The organism is Nitrobacter sp. 62-13, assembly GCF_001896955.1.
Taxonomy (GTDB): Bacteria; Pseudomonadota; Alphaproteobacteria; order Rhizobiales; family Xanthobacteraceae; genus Nitrobacter.
On the sequence record NZ_MKRN01000204.1, the window covers coordinates 1 to 22,649 of the forward strand.

At 60.4% G+C, this 22,649-nt stretch carries 18 protein-coding genes; 14 read left to right on the top strand and 4 right to left on the bottom strand.

Features of this window, described 5'->3' with window-relative positions; all coding sequences use genetic code 11:
• The coding region (locus BGN91_RS16295) for a UDP binding domain-containing protein (RefSeq protein ID WP_292614954.1) at nt 1-357 on the top strand (357 nt) is incomplete at its 5' end.
• A gap of 107 nt (nt 358-464) precedes the next feature.
• Here BGN91_RS16295 and BGN91_RS16300 read toward each other — a convergent pair.
• Entirely contained in the window at nt 465-1,736 is a 1,272-nt protein-coding gene (locus BGN91_RS16300; protein WP_292614956.1) for a cytochrome c peroxidase, read from the bottom strand.
• A 354-nt stretch (nt 1,737-2,090) separates the two neighbouring features.
• Here BGN91_RS16300 and BGN91_RS16305 point away from each other — a divergent pair, with 354 nt between their 5' ends.
• The 4 genes from BGN91_RS16305 to BGN91_RS16320 all read left to right on the top strand — a co-directional run bounded on the left by BGN91_RS16305 (nt 2,091) and on the right by BGN91_RS16320 (nt 11,377).
• Entirely contained in the window at nt 2,091-3,359 is a 1,269-nt protein-coding gene (locus tag BGN91_RS16305; protein ID WP_292614958.1) for an MdtA/MuxA family multidrug efflux RND transporter periplasmic adaptor subunit, read from the top strand.
• Nucleotides 3,356-6,469: an MdtB/MuxB family multidrug efflux RND transporter permease subunit gene (locus BGN91_RS16310; protein ID WP_292614960.1), complete on the top strand. Its 3,114-nt coding sequence runs from the start codon at nt 3,356-3,358 to the stop codon at nt 6,467-6,469. Before BGN91_RS16305 ends, BGN91_RS16310 begins: the two co-directional genes overlap by 4 nt.
• Nucleotides 6,466-9,744 carry an efflux RND transporter permease subunit gene (locus BGN91_RS16315; protein WP_292614962.1) on the top strand — a complete coding sequence of 1,093 codons (3,279 nt, stop codon included), beginning with the start codon at nt 6,466-6,468 and terminating at the stop codon, nt 9,742-9,744. Before BGN91_RS16310 ends, BGN91_RS16315 begins: the two co-directional genes overlap by 4 nt.
• A 130-nt stretch (nt 9,745-9,874) precedes the next feature.
• On the top strand, nt 9,875-11,377 hold the full coding sequence (locus BGN91_RS16320; protein ID WP_292614964.1) for an efflux transporter outer membrane subunit: 1,503 nt from the start codon (nt 9,875-9,877) through the stop codon (nt 11,375-11,377).
• Nucleotides 11,378-11,478: 101 nt separating this feature from the next.
• Here BGN91_RS16320 and BGN91_RS16325 read toward each other — a convergent pair whose 3' ends face one another.
• Together BGN91_RS16325 and BGN91_RS16330 are read right to left on the bottom strand one after the other, a co-directional pair.
• The gene (locus BGN91_RS16325; RefSeq protein WP_292614965.1) at nt 11,479-13,197 is read right to left on the bottom strand and encodes a SulP family inorganic anion transporter; all 1,719 of its coding nucleotides are present in this window, start codon (nt 13,195-13,197) and stop codon (nt 11,479-11,481) included.
• Between the two features lie 352 nt (nt 13,198-13,549).
• Complete coding sequence (locus tag BGN91_RS16330; RefSeq protein WP_292614967.1) at nt 13,550-14,011, bottom strand: hypothetical protein; 462 nt, start codon at nt 14,009-14,011, stop codon at nt 13,550-13,552.
• A gap of 98 nt (nt 14,012-14,109) precedes the next feature.
• Here BGN91_RS16330 and BGN91_RS16335 point away from each other — a divergent pair, with 98 nt between their 5' ends.
• From BGN91_RS16335 to BGN91_RS16350, 4 genes are all read left to right on the top strand, one after another.
• Nucleotides 14,110-14,274 carry a hypothetical protein gene (locus BGN91_RS16335; RefSeq protein WP_292614969.1) on the top strand — a complete coding sequence of 55 codons (165 nt, stop codon included), beginning with the start codon at nt 14,110-14,112 and terminating at the stop codon, nt 14,272-14,274.
• A gap of 64 nt (nt 14,275-14,338) precedes the next feature.
• The gene (locus BGN91_RS16340) at nt 14,339-14,491 is read left to right on the top strand and encodes a hypothetical protein (protein ID WP_292614971.1); all 153 of its coding nucleotides are present in this window, start codon (nt 14,339-14,341) and stop codon (nt 14,489-14,491) included.
• A gap of 407 nt (nt 14,492-14,898) precedes the next feature.
• A complete protein-coding gene (locus BGN91_RS16345) occupies nt 14,899-15,036 on the top strand; it encodes a hypothetical protein (RefSeq protein ID WP_292614973.1) in 138 nt (45 codons plus the stop codon).
• A gap of 496 nt (nt 15,037-15,532) precedes the next feature.
• Nucleotides 15,533-16,717, top strand: coding sequence for a 6-phosphofructokinase (locus BGN91_RS16350; RefSeq protein ID WP_292614975.1), 1,185 nt, complete (start codon nt 15,533-15,535; stop codon nt 16,715-16,717).
• 49 nt (nt 16,718-16,766) lie between these two features.
• On the opposite strand, the gene BGN91_RS16355 is transcribed toward BGN91_RS16350, so the two are convergent.
• Complete coding sequence (locus tag BGN91_RS16355) at nt 16,767-17,075, bottom strand: hypothetical protein (protein WP_292614987.1); 309 nt, start codon at nt 17,073-17,075, stop codon at nt 16,767-16,769.
• Between the two features lie 127 nt (nt 17,076-17,202).
• Here BGN91_RS16355 and BGN91_RS16360 point away from each other — a divergent pair, with 127 nt between their 5' ends.
• The 5 genes from BGN91_RS16360 to BGN91_RS16385 all read left to right on the top strand — a co-directional run bounded on the left by BGN91_RS16360 (nt 17,203) and on the right by BGN91_RS16385 (nt 21,657).
• Nucleotides 17,203-18,132 carry a GNAT family N-acetyltransferase gene (locus BGN91_RS16360; protein ID WP_366408692.1) on the top strand — a complete coding sequence of 310 codons (930 nt, stop codon included), beginning with the start codon at nt 17,203-17,205 and terminating at the stop codon, nt 18,130-18,132.
• 263 nt (nt 18,133-18,395) lie between these two features.
• A complete protein-coding gene (locus tag BGN91_RS16365) occupies nt 18,396-18,518 on the top strand; it encodes a hypothetical protein (protein ID WP_292614979.1) in 123 nt (40 codons plus the stop codon).
• 106 nt (nt 18,519-18,624) lie between these two features.
• Nucleotides 18,625-19,059, top strand: coding sequence for a hypothetical protein (locus tag BGN91_RS16370; RefSeq protein ID WP_292614982.1), 435 nt, complete (start codon nt 18,625-18,627; stop codon nt 19,057-19,059).
• A 630-nt stretch (nt 19,060-19,689) separates the two neighbouring features.
• Nucleotides 19,690-20,187: a TspO/MBR family protein gene (locus tag BGN91_RS16380; protein WP_292614984.1), complete on the top strand. Its 498-nt coding sequence runs from the start codon at nt 19,690-19,692 to the stop codon at nt 20,185-20,187.
• Nucleotides 20,188-20,205: 18 nt separating this feature from the next.
• The gene (locus tag BGN91_RS16385; RefSeq protein WP_292614985.1) at nt 20,206-21,657 is read left to right on the top strand and encodes a deoxyribodipyrimidine photo-lyase; all 1,452 of its coding nucleotides are present in this window, start codon (nt 20,206-20,208) and stop codon (nt 21,655-21,657) included.
• The last annotated feature ends 992 nt before the right edge of the window (nt 21,658-22,649 follow it).

The window sequence follows — 22,649 nt, forward strand, 5'->3', positions numbered from 1 at the left end:
CTGGGGCTGGCGTTCAAGCCGGATACCGACGACATGCGCGAGGCACCGTCGATCCCGCTGATAACGGGCCTCTGCGACATGGGCGCGAAGGTCCGTGCCTTCGACCCCGCGAGCATGAAGGAGGCGCGGCGGGAGCTTCCCGATATCGAGTATTGCGAAAACGCCTATGCCTGCGCGGAGGGCGCCAACGCGCTGGTGATCGTGACCGAATGGGTCCAGTTCCGCGCGCTCGACCTGCAGCGCCTGAAGCGCATCATGAAACAACCGGTCATGGTCGATCTGCGCAACGTCTATCGGCCCGATGAAATGGCGGAACTGGGTTTCCTCTACAGCAGCATCGGCCGCGAAAAGGCATAGAGCGATTTTTCCAAGGGCTGGTTCTGAAACGTGCTGCCGGCGACGGAAGGAGCAGCGTGGATTTCTGCAGAGCCTGTCTGCTTCTGATGGAATCAGAAGCGGAAAGCTTAGAGAGGCTTGCCGCAAGCCTCGCTGGGCATACCAAGCGATTTGCGCCGGATGAATTCGGGATCGGAGAGCGACTCAAGAAACGCAATCAAATGATTCGTTTCGGCCGGCTCATGGGTCAGGCCATGCCTTGCGATAGCATCCGCAAGCGACCGCGCCGATCCATCGTGCCACCACGGCCCCGTCAGCGTGACGTTGCGCAGCGAGGGCGTGCGGAACCTGCCGCGGTCGGCGTCGATTCCGGTTTTCTCGAACAAGCCCTGATCGGCAAATGTGGGATCGGCCGCCTCCAGCCGGTGCATGGCCGAATCCGTGAAGTGCGGCCCCGAATGACAGGCCGCGCAATCGCGGGCAAACAGGGTTGAACCTATCTTCGCATCCGGGCTTAGCTGCTGCCGGTCCCAGGCGCTGCCATGGGACACAAGCGTGCGCTCGAAGCTCGCCAGCGCGCGCGCCACGTTGGCAAAGTCGATGCGGCCGCCATTTTCAGGAAAGGCGCGCGCGAACATCACCTGGTAGCAACTATCGCGCCCGAGCCGCACGCCGATCTCGGCCTCGCGTCCTGCCATACCCATTTCGACGGGACGGATGCCGAATACCGGTGACGCTACCTGCGCCTCGAGCGTCGTGTTCGCCGGGTCCGCGAACGTCAGCGGCGTGAACCAGGCAACATTGGCGAGCCCCGGGACATTGCGCCGCGCCGGCTCGTCGGTCACACCGGGATGGGTGCGGTTGCCATCGGCAAAAGCATGCTTCTGCTCGTGGCAGGTAGCGCAGGACATCGTGCCGTCCGCCGAGAGGTCGGCATCGTAGAACAACCGCCTGCCAAGCTCCACCTTTGCGGCGGTCATGGGATTGTCGGCCGGGATCGGTGGCGCCGAAACTCCGGCAGGCAGCGTCCAGCGCCATACGGGCTCCGACGCTTTCGACAGAAGCCCGGCTGAGAATAATATCAGCAGGGATCCGGTTGACAGCCATACCAGCAATTTGTGTTGGACCGACACGGGGATCATGGCATGCACGTGCGTGACGCGCTCGCGTTGTTCTCGGCCGCTAGCGATTGAGACTGGTCCGTCCAAGGCGCGAGTTTTTCTGCGGACGCGACCAAAGTGGCGCAGGCGGGCATCGCGACGTCCTGCGCTTTGGCAAATCCCGCCGCAGCAGCAACCGACGCCGATGCACCCGACGTCGGATCCCACACCCTTGCCCTGCGCATACCTGCGCTCCCCGTCATTGTGTTTATATGAATATAATGAAATCGCCGCTCGCACAATGTCGGCCGCCGCGCTGCAAGGCTTTGGCGGAATGCCCGCGATCGCTCCTGAAACTCGAAAACCGCGTTAGAGGGAGCGACTATCGGGATAAGCAAAGTTGATCGAACCGGGATTGCGCGCCGCTGCCGTTGTCGAAGCATCGGATGACATCGACTGCAACGACCCTATTCCCGCATTGGCCTTGTTACGGAGAATTAACGCAATAATCGCAAGGGCGGTCCATTTCAGTTGTGATAGGCTCGGTACAAGCGCCCGAGTTGTCGCTGCCCGGGTTAACTGCAAGTCGTTGCCAGAACCACGAAAGTTCGGTGGCCTCTGTGCAAAGTTTATGAATACCTCGACGGCGAACTCATGGACCAGCCCGTAGACCCCGCTCACAAACCCCCGCTCGCCGAGTCCGTTCAGAAAGGTCCGCGCACGTCGCGACGGCGCTTCGCCTGGTTCGCTCTGCTGGTTCTCGTGGCAGGCGTCGGCGCCCTGCTGTGGCGACAGCATCAGCAAACCCAGCGCGCGGCGGGTAAAGGCCGCGTCGCGCCGCCCACATCGGTGGCGGTCCAGGCTGCCGGCAAAGGCGACATCGGAATCAACCTCAATGCGCTCGGTACCGTTACGTCGCTGGCCACGGTTACCGTCAGAACCCAGATCAGCGGCTATTTGATAAAGATCGATTTCAAGGAAGGGCAAGAAGTCAAGAAAGGCGACCTGCTTGCCGAGATCGACCCGCGTCCTTACGAAGCCGCGCTGGCTCAAGCGAGTGGAAATCTGACACGTGACCAAGCTCTGCTAAAGGGCGCCAAGGTCGATCTGACCCGCTATCAGGGACTGGCTGCGCAGAACGCGGTGCCGCACCAGACGCTCGATACCCAAGTGGCGCTGGTCGCCCAGTATCAAGGCACTGTCGAGGCCGACACCGCTGCGGTGAAAGCCGCGCAGGTCAATCTGCAATACTGCCACATCGTCTCGCCGATCGACGGCCGGGTCGGCCTGCGCCAGGTCGATCAAGGCAACTACGTCACGCCGGGTGACACCAACGGCCTCGTCGTCATTACGCAGTTGGACCCGATCAGCGTCCTGTTCACGGTGCCGGAGGACAACCTGCAGGCGATTGCAAAGCGCCTGCAGGCGGGCGCCTCTCTGCCCACCACCACCTTTGACCGCAGCGATTCACACAAGATCGCCGACGGCACGCTCCAGACCTTCGACAGCCAGATCGACCCGACCACCGGCACCATCAAGCTGCGGGCATTGTTTCCAAACCCTGCACGCACCCTCTATCCGAACCAGTTCGTCAACGTCCGGCTTCTGGTTGATGTCCATGGCAACGTCGTTGTGATGCCGACAGCCGGCGTTCAGCGCGGCGTTCCCGGCACCTTCGTCTATCTCGTCAATCCGGACAGCACTGTATCCGTCCGCAAGGTTTCGCTCGGTGTGACTGACGGCGAGCGCGTCGAGGTTTTATCGGGCTTGTCGCCCGGAGACCGCGTCGTGATCGATGGCGCCGACAAACTACGCGACGGCGCCAAGGTCGCCGTCCGCGCGGAGCCAGCCGGCAGCAGCGCGAATCCTGCGTCAGGTAACGCCCCCGGCAATGAACGACATCCGGATAGCGGGAAACGATGAGTCCGTCGCGACCTTTTATCCTGAGGCCGGTGGCCACAACGCTCCTGATGGTGGCGATCATGCTGTCCGGCTTGATCGCCTTTCGCTTCCTGCCGGTCGCAGCGCTTCCCGAGGTCGATTATCCGACCATCCAGGTGCAGACGTTCTATCCGGGCGCGAGCCCGGATATCATGACATCCTCCGTCACCGCGCCGCTGGAAGTACAACTCGGCCAGATGCCGAACCTCACGCAGATGAGTTCGGTGAGTTCGGCCGGAGCCTCGGTCATCACGCTGCAATTCGGGCTTAACATTTCGCTCGACGTCGCCGAGCAGGAGGTGCAGGCGGCGATCAATGCGGCCGGCAATCTGCTCCCGTCCGACCTGCCCGCCCCGCCGATTTACGCCAAGGTCAATCCCGCCGACGCGCCGATCCTGACGTTGGGATTGACCTCGGCAACGATGCCCCTGACGCAGGTCGAGGATTTTGCCGACACGCGACTGGCGCAGAAGATCTCTCAGCTTCCAGGGGTCGGACTCGTCAGCATCAGCGGCGGACAACGGCCCGCCGTACGAATTCGCGCCGACATCCGCAAACTTGCCGCTTACGGATTGAACATCGACGATCTGCGCACGACGCTCGGCAACGCCAACGTCAATACGCCCAAGGGAAACTTTGACGGGCCGATGCGCGCCTCCACCATCAACGCCAACGACCAGATCCGCAATGCAGCCGACTACAAGTCGCTGATCGTTGCCTACAAGAACGGCTCGCCGGTGCGCCTCTCGGATGTCGGCGACGTAATCGAGGGTGCGCAGAACGACAAGCTCGGCGCCTGGATGAACAAGACTCCGGCGGTCATCCTGAACATTCAGCGGCAACCGGGCGCCAATGTGATTTCCGTCGCCGACGGCATCAAGGCGCTGCTGCCGCAACTGCAGGCTTCGCTGCCCAGCACCATCGACGTCCACGTTCTCACCGATCGCACCGTCACCATCCGCGCATCGGTACGGGACGTCGAGTACGAACTCGCGCTCGCAGTGATTCTGGTTGTGCTGGTGATCTTCGTCTTTCTCCGCAGCACGCGGGCAACCTTGATTCCGAGCCTTTCGGTGCCGCTGTCGCTGGTCGGCACGCTCGGCGCGATGTACCTGTTCGGATTCAGCCTCAACAATCTCTCGCTGATGGCGTTGACGATCGCGACCGGCTTCGTGGTCGACGACGCAATCGTCGTGATCGAAAACATTTCGCGCTATATCGAGGAAGGCGAGACACCACTGCAAGCCGCGCTGCGCGGCTCGGAACAGATCGGCTTCACCATCATCTCGCTCACGGTCTCGTTGATCGCGGTGCTGATTCCGCTGCTGTTCATGGGCGACGTGGTCGGGCGGCTGTTCCGCGAATTCGCCATAACGCTTTCGGTCACGATCCTGATCTCGGGCGTGGCCTCGCTGACGCTTGTGCCGATGGCGTGCGCAAAACTGTTGAAACGCGCGGCCGACCGGCGCGAAAACGCCTTCCAGCGTTACAGCCGAGATGCCCTCGCCCGGCTGATCGCGGGTTACGGCCGCGCGCTCAACTGGATGCTGGATCGTCAGACCTTCGTGCTGCTGGTCGCGCTGGGCACCTTCGCGTTGACGGGCGCACTCTACATTCTCATTCCCAAGGGATTCTTCCCGCTTCAGGACACCGGCGTCATCCAGGCGATCTCGGAGGCGCCGCAATCCGTATCCTTCGCGGCGATGGCCGAACGCCAGCAGCAATTGGCTTCCACCATCCTCGAAGATCCGGATGTCGCCAGCCTGTCGTCGTTCATCGGCGTTGACGGCACCAATACGACGCTGAACAGCGGCCGCATCCTGATCAATCTCAAGCCCCATGATCAACGTCGATCCGGCATCGTCGCGGTGATGCGGCGCATCAAAACTCGCGCAGCCGCCCTTCCCGGCATCACTCTCTACATGCAGCCGGTGCAGGACCTGACCATCGAAGGCACCGTCAGCAGAACCCAATATCAATTCATGCTCGAAGACGCCGATGCGGCGCAACTCACCGAATGGACGCCCAAACTGATAGACCGGCTGAACGAACTGCCGCAGCTCGCCGATGTCTCCAGCGATATTTCCGCACGGGGGCTGACGGTGTTCGTCGACATCGACCGCGATCAGGCCGCCCGGTTCGGCATCACGCCCGCCACCATCGATAACGCGCTTTATGATTCCTACGGGCAACGGATCGTCTCGACGATCTTCACCAATTCGAACCAGTATCGCGTGATACTCGAAGCCGATCCGGCGCTGCAAACCTCGCTGCAGTCGCTGTCGTCGATATATCTTCCATCCTCGGTCGGCAGCAAGCCGGTGCCGCTTTCGGCCATGGCGAGGATAAGGGAGGAAACCGCGCCGCTGCAGGTGGCTCATCTCGGCCAGTTTCCCGCGACGACCGTCTCGTTCAATCTCGCGCCGGGCGCATCGCTGGGTGAGGCTGTGGCAGCGATCAAACAGGCGCAGGCTGACATCGGATTGCCGCCGAGCATCATCAGTTCGTTCCAGGGCGCGGCACTGGCGTTTCAGTCTTCGCTTTCAAACCAGATATTCCTGATTCTGGCAGCCATCATCACGGTCTATATCGTGCTGGGCGTACTCTATGAGAGCTTCATTCACCCGCTCACCATTCTTTCGACGCTGCCCTCTGCCGGCATCGGCGCGCTGCTGGCGCTGATGGTCGCCGGACAGGATCTCACCATCGTCGCAATCATCGGCATCATCCTGCTCATCGGCATCGTGAAGAAAAACGCCATCATGATGATCGACTTCGCGCTCGATGCCGAACGGAACGAAGGCAAGCCGCCGCGTGAAGCGATCTATCAGGCTTGTCTGTTGCGGTTCCGTCCCATTCTGATGACTACAATGGCCGCCGTGCTCGGCGCATTGCCGTTGATGCTGGGGACCGGCGCAGGCTCCGAACTGCGGCATCCGCTCGGCATCTCCATCGTCGGCGGTTTGTTGGTGAGCCAGTTGTTGACGCTGTTCACCACGCCGGTGATTTACCTCTGGTTCGACCGCATCGCCCTGCGTATCTCGGGGCAATCGCTCAGCGACCAGCAAGCCGCCGACGGTGTCGAGCCGTGAGCCTGTCGAGCCCCTTCATCCGCCGCCCGGTCGCTACGACGCTGCTGACCATCGGGCTCGCGGCTGTGGGAATCGTCGCTTTCTTCAAACTTCCGGTCTCGCCGCTGCCTGAGGTCGAATTTCCGACAATCTCGGTGCGTGCCGCCCTGCCGGGCGGCAGTCCGCAGGATGTCGCCACCACGGTCGCGAGCCCGCTCGAGCGACACCTGGGCCAGATCGCAGACGTCACCGAAATGACGTCGGTGAGCACGATGGGGTCGACGCGCATCACGTTGCAATTCGGCCTCAGTCGCAACATCGACGGCGCTGCGCGCGACGTGCAGGCGGCCATCAACGCTGCTCGCGCGGACTTGCCGACCAGCCTCCGCGCCAACCCGACCTATCGCAAAGTCAACCCGGCCGACGCGCCGATCATGGTGCTGACGCTGACCTCCAACACGCTGGAACGCGGCAAGCTATACGATGCCGCATCGACGGTGCTGTCGCAAAAACTGTCGCAGGTCGAAGGCATCGGCGAGGTCACGGTCGGCGGCAGTTCGCTCCCGGCGGTGCGGGTCGAACTCATACCGCAAGCGCTCTACAAGTATGGCATCGGGCTTGAGGATGTCCGCGCCGCGATTTCTAGCGCCAACGCGCACAGCCCGAAAGGCGGCATCGACGTCGGAAACCGACGTTACCAGATTTATGCGAACGATCAGGCCAACGAGGCGCAGCAATACAAGTCGCTGGTGATCGCCTATCGCAATGGCGCGGCCGTTCGCCTCTCCGATATCGGTGAAGTGACCGACTCGGTCGAGAACCTTCGCAACGCAGGCCTGGCCAACGGCAAGCCAGCCGTCCTCATCATCCTTTACCGGCAGCCTGGCGCCAACATCATCGGCATCGTCGATCGCGTGATTGCGCTGCTGCCCCAATTGCGCGCGTCGGTATCGCCGGCCATCGACATCGACGTCGCCGTAGACCGATCCACCACCATCAGATCATCCCTGCATGACGTCGAAATCACGTTGCTACTGGCTGTCTTTCTGGTGGTTGTCGTGGTCTTCCTCTTCCTGCGCAACGGCCGCGCGACGCTGATCCCTGTCGTCGCGGTATCGGTTTCGCTAACCGCGACTTTCGCGGTGATGTATTTGATCGGCTACAGCCTCGACAACCTCTCACTGATGGCGCTCACGGTCGCGGCCGGCTTCGTCGTGGACGACGCCATCGTCGTTCTCGAAAACGTCACGCGCCACATCGAGGCCGGGATGTCCCGACTCGACGCAGCTCTGCTCGGCGCGAAGGAAGTCGGCTTTACCGTGCTTTCAATGAGCGTGTCGCTGATCGCGGTCTTCATTCCGATTCTGCTGATGGGCGGCATCGTAGGCCGGCTGTTTCGCGAATTCGCGATGACGATCACGATCGCGATTTTGCTTTCTCTGGTAATTTCGCTGGCGACCACTCCGATGATGTGCGCCATACTGCTTCGCAAGGATACCGGTCGCGGACATGGGCGACTCCACCAGGCCAGCGAGCGTGCTTTCGAGAAGATGCTGAGCGGCTACCGGAGCACGCTCGCGGTCGCGCTCCGCCATCCGCGCTCGGTGATGGCGGTCCTGCTCGCGGTCCTCGGACTTAATTTCTACCTGTATGACATCATTCCGAAGGGCTTTTTCCCCCAGCAGGATACGGGGCGGCTGATCGGCATTATCCAGGCGGACCAGAGCATCTCCTTTCAATTGATGCAGCAGAAACTCACGCAGTTCGTCAGCATCCTGAAGAAAGACCCCGCGGTCGAGACCGTCGTCGGCTTCACCGGCGGCAGCCAGACCAATTCGGGATTCATGTTCGTCTCGTTGCAGCCGCGCGACAAACGCAGGATTCCTGCAGATCGCGTCATTGCCCGCCTGCGCGGCGAACTCGCCGTCGTGCCGGGCGCGACGCTCTATCTTCAAGCCGTGCAGGACATTGGGGCCGGAGGGCGCGCCAGCGCCGCGCAGTATCAATACACGCTGCAAAGTCCCTCGCTGGAAGAACTCAATGAGTGGACGCCAAAAATCACTGCCGCACTTCAGCACGATTCCATCATTGCCGACGTCAACAGCGACCAGCAAAACAAAGGCCTCGAGTCCAACCTCGTGATCGATCGCGATGCCGCCGCGCAACTCGGAATCACAGTCAGCCAGATCGATAACACGCTCTACGATGCTTTTGGCCAGCGTCAGGTCTCCACCATCTATGTCACACGCAACCAGTATCACGTCGTCATGGAGGTGGCGCCGCGTTACTGGCAAAATCCGGAAACGTTGAAGAACGTCTTCATCAGCACCTCGGGCGGCGCCGTCGGCGGCTCGCAGGCGACCAACGCCATTACAGGAACGATAGTCGCGCCGGGACAATCGGCGTCGGCAAATTCGGCCAATGCCGTTCGCAACCTCGCGACCAACTCGATCGGCGCAACCGGCAAAGGTGTCTCCTCGACAGGCTCCGCGGTGAGCACCGCACAGGAAACGATGATTCCACTTTCCGCCGTCGCTCGCTTCGCACGCGGCGCAACGCCGCTCGCGATCAACCATCAGGGACTTCTGGTCGCGAATACCATTTCGTTCAATCTCCCGCCGAACGTATCGCTGAGCGCCGCAACCGCCGCGATCGAGGCGACGATGAATCGGATCGGCGTTCCGGCGACGATCCACGGCAGCTTTCAGGGCACCGCGAAGATATTCCGGGATTCGCTCAACAATCAGCCCTTCCTGATTCTCGCTGCGCTTTTGACGATCTATATCGTCCTCGGCATGCTCTATGAAAGCTATGTCCATCCTCTGACGATTTTGTCCACTCTGCCATCTGCGGGCGTCGGCGCGCTGCTGGCGCTGATGGCGTTCAATACCGAATTCAGCATCATGTCGCTGATCGGCATCATCCTGCTGATCGGCATCGTGAAGAAAAACGCAATCATGATGATCGACTTTGCGCTTGAGGCCGAACGCACGCGCGGCTTGTCCTCATTCGACGCGATCTACGAGGCCAGCCTGATCCGGTTCCGACCGATCATGATGACGACGATGGCCGCACTGCTCGGCGCGCTGCCGCTCGCGATCGGCATGGGCGAAGGCAGCGAGTTGCGGCGGCCGCTCGGAATCGCAATCGTCGGCGGCCTCATCCTCAGTCAAATGCTGACGCTCTATACCACGCCCGTCATCTATCTCTATCTCGATCGTTTCCGGCTATGGTCGCAGCGCCTCAAAACCGGCCGTCAGCACACGATCCCGCCGCAGGCGCAGCCCGGGGAATGACAGTGCATGTGGCTTGCCGACAACACAATGAGCGACATCGTAGTGGTGATCTGGAGATCGGTGAGGCCGCACTCTTGCCGCCGCGCAAGAGTTAAGACACGATTACATCGACAATGCGTTTGGGGCCCAGATGTACAGCGAGATAGAAAGGTCCGTCCGCGCAGCCACACGACACGGCCGCGCGCGATCTATCGCGCCGCTGCTCTCACTCGCGCTGCTCGCGCCATCCCTGTGCGGATGCATTCTCGGCAGCGACCGGCCCGCGCTAGATCTCCAGATCCCGGCGAAATACCGTGAGGCATCATCGGTCACGCCAGACGCGGCCGTGCCGTCACTCGACTGGTGGCGCGGATTTCGATCCAGCGAATTGACCTCGCTGATGGAAGCAGCGCAGACGGCAAATCTGGATATCGCCGTGGCCTACGCGCAGATCATCCAGGCCGATGCGCAGGTCGGCATCGCGGGCGCGCCGCTGTTGCCATCGATCACCGGAACAGCGAACGCTGAACGCGCGCGCAGCGCGGCCTCCTCGACCGGCGGCACCGCAATGCCTTCGTTCCAGTTTTCGCAATTCAACGTCGGCCTCACCGCGAGCTACATGCTCGACTTCTGGGGCAAGAACCGCGCGGCGCTCTATGCATCCGAGGAAAATGCAACGGTCGCCCGATACAATCGCGACGTCGTAACCCTCACGACGGTCGTGACCGTCGCCAATACCTATTTCCAGATTTTGGCGGCGCAGGATCAACTGCGCGTCACCCGTCGCAATCTCGCGGCAGCCGAGCGCATCCTCGATCTCATCAAGAAGCAATTCGCCGGCGGCACTGCATCGCAACTCGACGTCTCGCAACAGGAAGCGCTGGTGGCGACGCAGCGCGCCGCCATTCCGCCGCTTGAAGTGACGATGCGACAGAACATGGCCGCTCTTGCGGTCCTCATTGCGCGCGCGCCGGCCGATTTCAAGGTGACCGGGGGAACAACAACGCAAATCACCGTTCCTCGAATTACACCCGGCCTGCCTTCGGAACTTCTGTATCAAAGGCCTGACGTCCGCCAGGCCGAAGCGCAGCTTGCGTCGTCCAATTTCAGCGTTGAAGCCGCGCGCGCTGCATTTTTTCCGCAAATCCAGCTCACCGGCCAGACCGGATCGCAAAGCGCAGCGCTGGCATCGCTGTTCGGACCGGGTGGATGGTACTACACGCTCGCGGCCAGTCTGACCCAGCCGATCTTCGACGGCTTCCTGCTCGAAAGCCAGTTGAAGCAGGCGAAGGGCGTACAGCTTCAATATCTGCAAGCGTATCGCAAGGCCGTGCTGTCCGCCTTCGCCGACGTCGAGAAGGCCCTCGTCGCTCTTCACCAGTATACCAGGCAGGAGCGGCTGCAGGCTGAGGTCGTGGCGGCATCCCGCAAGGCGTTCGATGTCGCCGAGACGCAGTTGCGCGGCGGCACGGTCAACCTCATCACCGTGCTGCAGACCCAGCAGACCCTTTTCACAGCGGAGAACAACCTGATCCAGGTGCGACTGACAAAACTGCTCGCGGCCAGCAGCCTGTTTCAGGCATTAGGCGGCGGCTGGATCCCGAACTGGACGGCAGCTCTCGGCGCCCGTCGTCCATCCCATCCGCAGTTCTGATCCGATCGATCGAAAATACGTTTCTAACAAAGATCTTTGGCTGCAAGGGCGCCGCTTCTTCCGATTCTCACAAATGCCGGCGGGATGTTCATGGGCATGGCTCATTCTTTGCCGTCAGCAGATGACGGCATGGCGACCACCCGCTGTCCATGCGTCAGCGTGCGTACGGCGTCGTCGACGCTGCGGTAGATTCCATCCGGACCCAGCATGGCGGCGATGCCGAAGCGCGAAAGCGCCTTCTGCGCTCTGATCGATTCCAGCCGGGCGATCGAAAAGGTCATTCCGGCATCTCGGCAATAGGCGATCACCTCGCGCAAGGTCTGCGCCGCGGTATAGTCGATATCTATGATGCTGCTGGCTTCGAATACCACATGCTTCAAGTTTCCCGCGCGCCGTTCCACCATCGCTTGGAAGTCCTGGCGGAAGCGATTTGCGTTGACGAAGGAGAGCGGCGCCTGGAACGCCACCACCAGCACGCCTGCGATCCGCTCGCCCGCCGGCTTGCTGTCCGGCGGCCACCATATGGAGGTGCCCGGCACGTGCTCGAGCTCGATCGCTCTCGCCTGGGTGATGGTCCACACGCCGTGCAGCAGCGACAGGCCGATGCCGATGGCGACGCCGATCTCAATCGGCAGCGCCACGATCGCGAGCGCGGTAGCGAAGATCAGCAAGAATTCCGTCGGAGCCTGGCGCAGAGTTGCCATGAAGGTTTGCCAGCGCAATATCCGCGTTGCCACGAAAAACAGGATACCGGCCAGCGCCGCATGCGGCACGTTCTTCAAAGGCTCCGTACCGAACAGCACAAGCACCAACACGATGGCTGCGGCCAGCAAGCCGGCGAGCTGCGAGCGACCGCCGGTTTCGACAGAGATCGCTGTCCGGGGCGGACTGGAATTGACCGGGAACGCGCCGATGAAACCGGACAGCAGGCTGCCCGCGCCGACGCCGATGAAATCGCGGTTGACGTCGTCAGGGTCGGAAGCACCGTTGCCGCTGAAGGAACGCGCTGTAGCCGCTGTCTGAACCATGATGACGATCGTAACCAGAAGGGTCAGAGGCACCAGCGTGCGCATGTCTTCGAACGTCACCTCGGGCAGGTGCAAGCCAGGCGCGGCGGTCGGCAGTGTACCGAGGGTCGCGACGCCGCGTGTCGGCAGACCGAAGGCGACCACCACCAGCGTGGCCGCCGCCAGTGCGATCAGGGGACCGGGAATGCGCGCACTGATGCGCTCGCACAAAGCGACGGCGGCGAACACGGCTGCGCCGATGGCGGCGCTATAGGGATTGATGTCACTTAGGCCGTCGTAGACCGCTGCGAGGCGGTGGAAGACGTCTCCGCTTCCGGACGGAAGGCCGAGCAGTTCGGGAAGCTGGGACGCAACAATATGGATCGATATTCCGGCAAGGAAGCCGGCGGTGACCGGCACCGAGAGCAGATCGGCGACCCAACCAAGCCGCAGCAGGCCAGCAACCGTCACTGTGGCGCCGACCATCAGCGCAAGCAGTGCGGCCAGCGCCTGGTAATGTGGCGAGCCAGAGGCGGCCAGAATCACGAGGCCCGCCGCGAAGATCGGCGTGATGGTGGAATCCGCCCCAACGGAAATGTGGCGGCTCGCGCCGAGCAGCGCGAAGGCTACGGTGCCTGCCATGAAAGCGAGGAAGCCGGCTTGGGGGGAGAGGTCACCGAGGCGCGCGGTGGCCATCTGCTCGGGGATGGCAATGGCGGCCAGTGTCAGACCAGCGAAGGCGTCACCGCCCAGATCCTTGCGGCTCCAGCCGCGCACGGAGGCGAACAGCGGGGACCGTCCGGGACCTTGCATCAGCGCTACCTTGCCAATTGCACTTGCGCGTTACCTGATCAAAGTATCACGCAACCCGTCCGGAAATAAACCTATGCTCGGCGGTTTTACTCGGCGGCTCATCGACAAGGATTGGGCCAGCATGACAAGTTCAGGCTGCCGATATTCGAGGATATTCGGGTTCATTCGGTGGCGATACGAGCGATGCGTGCATCGGCGCCGAGTTGTCGCAAGCTCACGAATGATGCGGCCTGCAATTACTCCTCAAAGCGGCGGCGCTAAAAATGGATTCATCAAAATGGAGCAACGGTCGCAAGCATCGCGCCGTAACGCCCTCTCCGGCGGTTCTTTCGATTGCTCTGCCTTTTATCTTTTATGGCAGAATGTCGCTTCTTCCGGGCTTTGCGTACTTGATGTTCTCGTCGCCCCCCTTCTCTATCTTCATCTTCTTGCGTCTGACATGCAGTCTTCCTCTTGCTGGGTGTAGAGGTAACGTGCGCTCGGTACGCGTTCCGAACGGAACTGTGGTTCCTTCATTGCCGTTATTGCGTTCTTCACGACACTCGACGTTTATCTCGATGATGAGAAGAACGTTTCGCGCTCCCATCTTCCTCTCGCGGAAAGGAGCGCGAAATAAAGCAGCAGCAACATTTGAAACGAACAGTGAAGAAAACCCAAAAGCCGGGAACGCCGCTAAAATCGAGGGGCCGGCGAACTCGCCCGAATTGAACAGGGAAATAATCGGAACAGACACGCTGCCAGCGCATTGGCTTCTAGGGTGGTTTGACATGATCTTGCCCGCCGTGTCTTCCACCCGGCGGGCTTTTTTCTTCAATGGTGCGAGGTTCCTGCCGTGCACTGCATCCGACTTTCATCGGAACGCATTTCCCGATCGCGGGTTGACCGATAACAGATCAGAAAGGAGAGGCTCAGATGTCAGATCAGAACAAGCAAGATCAGGACCGTCAGAAGCAGGCTCAGGGACAGCAGCAGCGTAACGAGTCCGAACGGAAGGCCGAAATCCGAAAGGGCGTCCAGGAAGACATGCCCGATAAGAAACAGGGCCAGGAAAATACCGAGTACAGCGGTGGGACCTGATTGAGTTTTGCAAACGTGCCCCGGCTCCTGGGAGCCGGGGCTTCAGCCTTCGACAGGAGGAACGATGCCGCACCAAGAAGATGGACGCATAGTTGAGACAGCAATCGAAGCGCGCGGCGCCGAACGGGGACCGACGGTTCGCAATGTGCTGTTCGCGGGAACGGGACTGGTCGTCGCCGCCTTCGTGTTGGTGTATCTGGTGTATTTTGGCGCTTGAGAGCACGACAGAGGGCGACTGAGTAACGTGTATGTCAGCCTGCTCAGACAGGCGCTTCATCCAGTACGCTATGATCCCGAAATCATATCGACATTGAGCCCGCCATAATCGGCAGGCTCTTCGGGTTCTTCACCGGCGGATTCTTCACCGGCCCTGGATTGCCCGTGGTCATGCCCGTGGTCACTGGTTTTCTTTTGCAAGGAGCAACGTCCGATTTCCGGAATCAATCTGCCGGGCGGGCTTCCTTGTCCACCAGTCTCTCATCATCCAGGCCAGTTCCACTGCGTCCCCGGAGGGCGGACCTCCCGCTTGCGCCTGGGCGAAATCTTTCTGTAGCGAGGGAACTTTCTGCAGCTTGGGAACATTGTGGAACCAATGTGTAGTCTCCGAAAAGCAGGAGGACCATCATGGATGAAGACAGGCCGGACCCAATGCCGCAGGGACCGACAAATAATCTGTTCCTTGCCGCTGGCAGCTTTGGACTTGTAGCATTTTTTATCGGGTTCGGACTCATTGCAGCATCCGGCCTTGGATTTTTACGTTGAATGCTACCGATAGACCGGTTGCGACGTCTCCGATCTCGGCTTGGTTCAATTATTCGCTCCCTGTCCAGTAATCCGCTGGTGTGATTTCCGCGCCGGCGGGTTACGTGTGCGAACTGAAGCTCACATGAATTTGCATGGCCCCATAGATTTGCATCGCCGTCAGTTTCGTTGATATGATTCTCCGCAGCCGGCGCTATTTCTTCGTCCCTTGGTGCTGGCGATGGTCGCCAAGGTTCGCCTCCAATGCCTTGGCGACCTTTCACCACAGCGCTGCTTGATGCTTGGTCCCGCGTTAGTGCGCATGGCTCGCACTGGAGCATCATTTCCACTCCAGTTCGTCACCTCTAGTTGAGGGGTGGGCTGAAGAAGACGCCGTTCCGATCCCGCTCGCTTCGCGAAGACGAAGACATACCGCATTGTCGCTGCGGGCAGTCCTTGGTGCCAACGGTCAAAAAACGCTACGCTTTGCGTTATTGCGACATACCAATGCTGGGAGATGGGCTTGGCGAGAAAACGCATCGGCATTCTCACGGGCGGTGGCGACGTCCCCGGCCTCAATGCAATCATCAAGACCGTGACCTATCGCGGCAGCGAGGATGATATCGAGGTCGTGGGCCTCCGCCGCGGCTGGGAGGCCCTGACGCACCTGAATCTCGAGGATCCGGCCAGCAGGTCTCACTATCTCATCCCGCTGAGCCGCGAAAACACGCGCACCGTCGACCGGCATGGCGGCACCATGCTGCACTCGAGCCGCACCAATCCGTCCAAAATGAAAAGCTTGCCCGACCATCTCGTCGGCACTGATTTTCCGGCCACCACGAATGCCAACGGCGAGACCAGTTGGGACCTGACCGGCCAGGTGCTCGCAAATCTGTCAGGACTGGGCATCGAACATCTGATCGCCATCGGCGGCGACGACACGCTCAGTTATGCGGCCAGGCTCAACGAACTCGGCGTCGAGATCATCGCCATCCCGAAGACGATGGATAACGATGTCCGCAACACCGAATACTGCATTGGCTTCTCGACCGCCATCACCCGCGCCAGCGATGCCATCCAGCGGCAGCGCACCACCGTCGGCTCGCACGAGCGCATCGGCATTTTCCGCATCTTTGGCCGCGATGCCGGATTTACCGCGCTCTATACCGCATACGCGACCTCGATACGGTGCGTCATACCGGAGTACAAGGTCGATCTCGACAAACTGATCCGGTTGCTTATCGAGGAGAAGCGCGCCAACCCAAGCAATTACGCGCTGATCGTGCTCAGCGAGGGCGCGGAGTGGGAAGGCTACAGGCCGCAGGAATACGGTGAACCCGACGCCTACGGCCATCGCAAGAAGGCCAACGTGGCCGAAGCACTTGCTGACGAGATCAAGCGGCGTTCCGGCGAGGAAACGATCGTTTCTGACCTCACCTATGACCTGCGATCGGGCGATCCGGACTTCATCGACAAGCTCGTTGCCCTGACTTTCGGCAACATGGCCTACGACGCGGTCCTGAAAGGCAGGACCGGCCTGATGTCGGCTCTGGTAGAGGGCCACTACGACCTGGTGCCCATTCCTGACGCCAAGCTCGGGCCACGCAAATTGGACGTGGCCAGCATGTACAACACAGCGCGCTATCGTCCCCTCTACGCCAACAAGCGGGGCCTGCCGATCTTTCTCAACCGCGCGTCATAAGGCGCAGATCTTGGAGCCACATTGACCTGACGAAAGTGGCCGTCGACCTTTAACACTTCGGGCAAAGCCCCGCGGCCGCATGATTCGTCCGCACGATCTGAAAGCTCACGCGGATTTGCTCCGTCGCGCTTTCCGTTCTGGTATGGTTGAACGCAACCGGCGCCATCTTGTTCGTCCCTTTGGCGCTGGCAACGGCCGTCAGGGTGCTCACCAACGCCTTGGCGGCCTCGCGCAAAGCAGGCGGACGGCGCATGGAACAGCGCATACCCGATCCTGGATCCCTTTCGATCGCGCCCATCGGCCGCGACGAACTGCGAACCTGCGAGGCGTGGCGAATTGCCTTCACCGGCCAGCGCAAGGATCACCGCTATTATGAGATCATTGCGGACACCATCCGCGATCACTTTGAGTACGGCTATTTCGCGATCCGCGATGCGTCAGGCCGGGTGCTTGCAGTGCAGCCATATTTTCTGCTCGACCAGGATTTGCTGGAAGGCGTCAAGCTCGATCGTTCGTCGCTCGTCGCGCGCATCCGCCGCCATCATCCGCGTTTTTTGAAGCTGCGCACACTGATGCTCGGCTGCACGGCGGGAGAAGGACATCTTGCGACCAGCAAGTATCTTTCGCCCGCGGTCGTCGCAGGGACCTTGGCGCAGGGTATCGTTGCCCAGGCGCATGCGTTGGGGACGCAAATGATTGTGCTCAAAGAATTTCCGCGCGGCGATCGCCGCGATCTTGCGTGTTTTGAGCGCGAAGGGTTCGGTCGCGCGCCGAGCATGCCGATGACGACGCTCGACATCGACTACCGCAGTTTCGATGACTATATGCAGAATGCGTTAAGTGCGAAGACGCGTCGTGATCTGCGCAAGAAGCTTCGCGCCGCTGACAGTTCCGATCTTAAAATGACGGTAACCGATAATGCGGCGAGCTTTATCGACGAGCTCTATCCGCTCTATCTTCAGACCTACGAGCGCTCCAATTTTCATTTCGAGAAACTGACCAAGGACTACTTCCGCCGTCTTGGTTGCGAGATGAGCGACAAGACCCGCTTCTTCATCTGGTATCGCGGAAATACCCTGATTGCATTCGCGCTGTGCATGGTGGAGAGCGACGAGATCTTCGCGGAATATCTCGGCCTTGACTATGACTTCGCCCTCGACCTCCATCTTTATCACTACATTTCACGCGACGTAATTAGCTGGGCGATGACACATGGCTACAAGCGCTTCCGCAGCAGCGGGCTGAATTACGATCCTAAGCTGCACCTACGCCATCAGCTCGACCCCATCGATCTTTATGTGCGTCTCGTCTCCCCGGCCGCCAACCGGATCATGCGCCTGATGCTGCCGTGGATCGTGCCGGTGCGCTATGATGCGACACTACCGAAGTTTTCCGACTATCATCAGATTTGGTGACAGGTCTCCGCCGGGAAAAACGGGGATCTAACGCGCGGCACGTGATGAATGGTACCGGCGATTTCTCGGAGGGATCGCCAAACTATTGGAACAATCCGGCGCCCACCCAAGCCGTAGCGCGCGGCTGGGACCCTCATAGCTGGTGCGGAGCGGTGCGCCGATCCAATCTGGGCTAGCCTCAAGTTAACGCCGGTCAACAGGCGTATAATCTGGGGAGTCTTTGAATGGGCGATATAGAACCCCCATTGGATCCAAAGGAAGCCTTGAACGATATCCGAACGCTGGCACGCTTCGCGCTGCAGAGCGACAACAAGGATGTCATGCAGCGCGATCTTGAGATGATACTGACGATTGCGGAGATGGCGCTGTCGCAACGCCAGAAATAGAAACCGGCCCGGGTCGGGACTACGGTTTTTCGCCGACGGATCGAAACTTAATCCAGCCAAAGGTGTTGGCTGGAGATCGGGGGCTTGCTCAACACGGAGGCTTCTGATGTGTGATTATAGCTTGGAGCACGTTGCTTCCCGCCCCGCCGCCGCCGGCCAGCAACTGGTGATTACTCGGTTTCCCCCACTGATGACGCGCGGTTTTACCGAAGTCGGCGAGCCAGCCGTCGCGATTTGCCTGCTTCCGGGGACGGAAGTTGCGTTTGAGGGCGAAGTCAAGGCCGAGCCGAACTTTCCCTTGATGCCGAAGCGCAGGATTGGCGAGCGGCTCGCGCGCTTCCGTCAGGTCGCGCTCGACAAGCCGACGGCCCATCATGATGCGTTCGAATTTGCCAATGGCGAGATTGTGCTGCTCACCCGTCTGGTCTTGGGCCAGATCGCCACAGTGCTGCAACTCCCGCGTGGAATGGAGCGCGCGAGGGCAGCGGCCGAGCCAGGCACCAGGCAGACCCAAGGTGCTCAGGCAGCCGAGCGGGCTTGAAGAGGCATAAGTGAGGCTTGAGCCCGCGAGTTCCCTTATCGTCCGAGAGGAGCGTGTTCGTCGCCTTGCCTATATACGCCTCCTTCTCAGGAGTTGGATGCTCCAGCAAACCCTTGTGGCTCCGGAGCCCACCCGGAGCCGCCGGTTGCGGGACGTTTGAAGCTGATTGGCGCCATCGGCGATGATCACGAATTTACAAGGCTAACGAATTTACGGGGCTGTGGTGGCGGACACAGTCAGATGCGAACGGATTCCAAGTATTGATTTCCGATCTTGATTTGCCTTCGTGATCGGTCGCATCAGAAACTCAAATCCCGGTCGTCTCAAATAGAATCATTGTTGCATGACTTGCCGCGCCATCCGAATGGCATCAACGGCATCGGGCGTCACAGCGCACCTGAGTATTTCTGCATCGCGTTTTTGCAAGAATGTGAAGGCACCGGGCTGCGCGGGCTATATCGTTTCGTTTCCGGGAAAGCGTGTGCTTTATTTCGGTCGGACCGCCCCACACATATCGAACAGGTTCCGCGGTGAACCAGCGTCCGATCTTCCACGCTTGAGGGACCGCCGGCGATTATAGCGACGAAGCCATGGGGAAGCTCCGGAGCCGACCTGACTTAGAGAACTGCGATGGGAATTCGAGAAAGCCGTCTTCAACCGCCATGGCTGAGAGCCGCGATCGCCATCCTTCCGGTTGTCGCTGCATCGCTTCTCGGGCAGTGGGCGACCTATCCGAATCTCGCCCCCTGGTATGCGGGATTGGCCAAGCCGTGGTTCAACCCACCCAACTGGATCTTCGCGCCCGTCTGGACGAGTCTTTATCTGCTCATGGCATATTCGGTCTGGCGTATCCTGAAGGCCCCCGGAAACGACGCCGACCGACGCACGGCGCTCATGCTGTTCTTTGTCCAGCTCGCGCTCAATGCGCTTTGGTCATGGCTGTTCTTCGGCCTCAACAATCCGTTCACCGGCCTGATGAACATCGTGCCGCAACTGCTGGTCATCCTGGCGACGATCGACCGGTTTCGCAGGCTGGACCGTTCGGCCGCACTTTGTCTGGCGCCGCTGGCGGCATGGGTCGCTTTCGCGGCCCTGCTCAATTTCGAAATCTGGCGCCTGAACGGTTAGATGGTCGAAGCCCGGACAATGACTGGCAATATGCAACCCGGCGATGAGGCGCGGCCTGTCATCGTATGGTTTCGCGACGATCTGCGACTCTCGGACAATCCGGCTTTGCGCGCGGCCGCACAGTCCGGCCGTCCAATCGTTTGCGTTTTCATTCACGACGAAGAATCCGAAGGGCTGCGCCCTGTCGGAGGCGCCGCGCGATGGTGGCTGCACGGCTCGTTGCAGAAACTGGACGCCACGCTCGGAGACCGGGGCGGCCGCCTGTCGATTTATGCGGGTGCCGCGGCAACGGTCGTCCCCAGGCTCGTGGAAGGCTTCCATGCGGGGGCGGTCTTCTGGAACCGCAGATACGGCGCGGCGGAGCGAAAGGTAGACGAAGCTGTCAAGACAGCGTTGAAAGCCCAACAGATTGAAGCCAGCAGCTTCAACGGCCACCTGCTTTATGAGCCCTGGTCGATCAGGACCAAAGCGGGCGGACCGTTCCGCGTCTTTTCGGCTTTCTGGCGGGCCGCGCACGATGCCGGAGAACCCGAACCGCCGGCACCCGTTCCTTCGAAGCTCCGCTTCTTCAAGGAACCGGATATGGGCGGGCCCCGCCCGGTCGCACTCGCCGACCTCGCCTTGGAGCCGTCCGCGCCCGATTGGGCTGGCGGCATGCGGTCGGCCTGGCAGCCCGGCGAGGCCGGCGCGCAGGCGCAACTGGAGCGCTTTGCGGATGAGCACCTGGCGAACTATGCCGACTGCCGGGATTATCCTGGCCGGTCTTCGACATCGAGGCTGTCGCCCTATTTGCGCTTCGGAAACATCTCACCTCGTCAGGCGTGGCATGTTGCCAACGCCGCTGCCGGCGCGGGAGGACACGGCGCGAGCCGCAATCTGGAGAAATTCCAGTTCGAACTGGGCTGGCGCGAATTCTCCTACCACCTTCTATACTACAACTCCGACATGGCGGTACGTAACCTGCAGCCTAAATTCGACGCGATGCCGTGGCGCGATGACACGAACGCGCTCAAGGCATGGCAGCAGGGCAGGACAGGCTATCCGATCGTCGATGCGGGAATGCGCGAACTGTGGGACACAGGATGGATGCACAACCGCGTGCGCATGGTCGTCGCTTCCTTTCTGGTGAAACACCTGCTCATCGACTGGCGACAGGGCGAAATGTGGTTCTGGGACACGCTCGTCGACGCGGATTCCGCCAACAACCCTGCAAACTGGCAATGGGTGGCCGGCTCCGGCGCCGACGCCGCTCCCTATTTCCGGATATTCAATCCCGTTCTCCAGGGAGAAAAATTCGATCCCCAGGGCAACTATGTCCGGCGATGGGTTCCGGAGCTCGCAGACATTCCTCCATCTGTCATTCATCGCCCATGGGAAGCCGGGCCCGATATCGCTGGCTATCCCGTCAGGATCGTCGAGCATGGCGAGGCACGCCGCCGTGCGCTGGAAGCCTACGGCGATCTGGCCTGACGGATTTCGACTAGCCGAGTTCGGCGTATGGCGCGAGCGCTGCAGCGCAGATCAGTCAAGAAGCGGCATCAACCTTCGCCAGTTGTCCCTATCGCACATCAAGTCCGGGCATATTGATGGTGCAGTCCGCCCGGGATCGGACGGCAGACAATGCGTCCGGCCCTCTCCGCGGCGCCTGACATCGGCGCGTCCTTGTTCAATGACAAAGGGGTGCGCGTGCTGTTGTGGATAGCTCATGTATGAGAGCAGCACGGGACCCGCCAGTAGCGGGCCTTTCTCATCAGTCTCTGAAAATCTGAGAAATAACGGACTGGGTGGTGGCGGACGCAGTCTGGTGCGAACCGGTCTCAGTTCCCATTCCCTGCTTTCAGGGAAAACAACAGGGAAATTTTCGAAAATTGGGTCTGAAGGCACTTTCCGAGCCCGCATTCGTCAGAAAACTCAAAGATATCGAGATGGTTTCCCTGCCTCGAAAAACAGGGAATTCGGAAAAAGTATCAGGGAACTTTTTGTGGCTCATCAGGGAAGTAGAACGTTGCGCAGCGATGTTTATGAGACGCGCCAACTCCTGGACGCTTTCGTGCGAAAAATGATCCGGCCCTTCGATCGCAGTCTCTTCCTCTACGTGTTTTCAAATCGAATGCTCGCAGCTCGGGCGTCGATACCTGTGTCTACGGCCTTCGGCGTTAGCCCCGTGGGTCCCCAAAACTCGAACCTGAAAACCTGAAACTTGAACTTGAAATGAAAATCAAACTTGAAAACATTCCTGGGGACAATTTCGCACAAGGCTAACGGACTGATTGCGCTTTTTCATTCGGGCTCTTCGGGCCGATCTAACGAAATATTTCAACTTGAAAACGAACGCCCACCCAACGGCGCTCCGGAATAAAAACGCAAAGAATTCAAAGCCAACTTGAAAACTTGAATTCGAAATGTGAGCTGCTGCCGGTTTAGTGGACAGCCAGTTAAGCTAAACCCAGCTTTCGTTCGAA

Coding starts and splice junctions, on each gene's coding strand:
- BGN91_RS16305 (WP_292614958.1), top strand. CDS start 2,091: ATGGACCAGCCCGTAGACCCCGCTCACAAACCCCCGCTCGCCGAGTCC.
- BGN91_RS16310 (WP_292614960.1), top strand. CDS start 3,356: ATGAGTCCGTCGCGACCTTTTATCCTGAGGCCGGTGGCCACAACGCTC.
- BGN91_RS16320 (WP_292614964.1), top strand. CDS start 9,875: ATGTACAGCGAGATAGAAAGGTCCGTCCGCGCAGCCACACGACACGGC.
- BGN91_RS16325 (WP_292614965.1), bottom strand. CDS start 13,197: ATGCAAGGTCCCGGACGGTCCCCGCTGTTCGCCTCCGTGCGCGGCTGG.
- BGN91_RS16335 (WP_292614969.1), top strand. CDS start 14,110: ATGTCAGATCAGAACAAGCAAGATCAGGACCGTCAGAAGCAGGCTCAG.
- BGN91_RS16340 (WP_292614971.1), top strand. CDS start 14,339: ATGCCGCACCAAGAAGATGGACGCATAGTTGAGACAGCAATCGAAGCG.
- BGN91_RS16345 (WP_292614973.1), top strand. CDS start 14,899: ATGGATGAAGACAGGCCGGACCCAATGCCGCAGGGACCGACAAATAAT.
- BGN91_RS16350 (WP_292614975.1), top strand. CDS start 15,533: ATGGGCTTGGCGAGAAAACGCATCGGCATTCTCACGGGCGGTGGCGAC.
- BGN91_RS16370 (WP_292614982.1), top strand. CDS start 18,625: ATGTGTGATTATAGCTTGGAGCACGTTGCTTCCCGCCCCGCCGCCGCC.
- BGN91_RS16380 (WP_292614984.1), top strand. CDS start 19,690: ATGGGAATTCGAGAAAGCCGTCTTCAACCGCCATGGCTGAGAGCCGCG.
- BGN91_RS16385 (WP_292614985.1), top strand. CDS start 20,206: ATGACTGGCAATATGCAACCCGGCGATGAGGCGCGGCCTGTCATCGTA.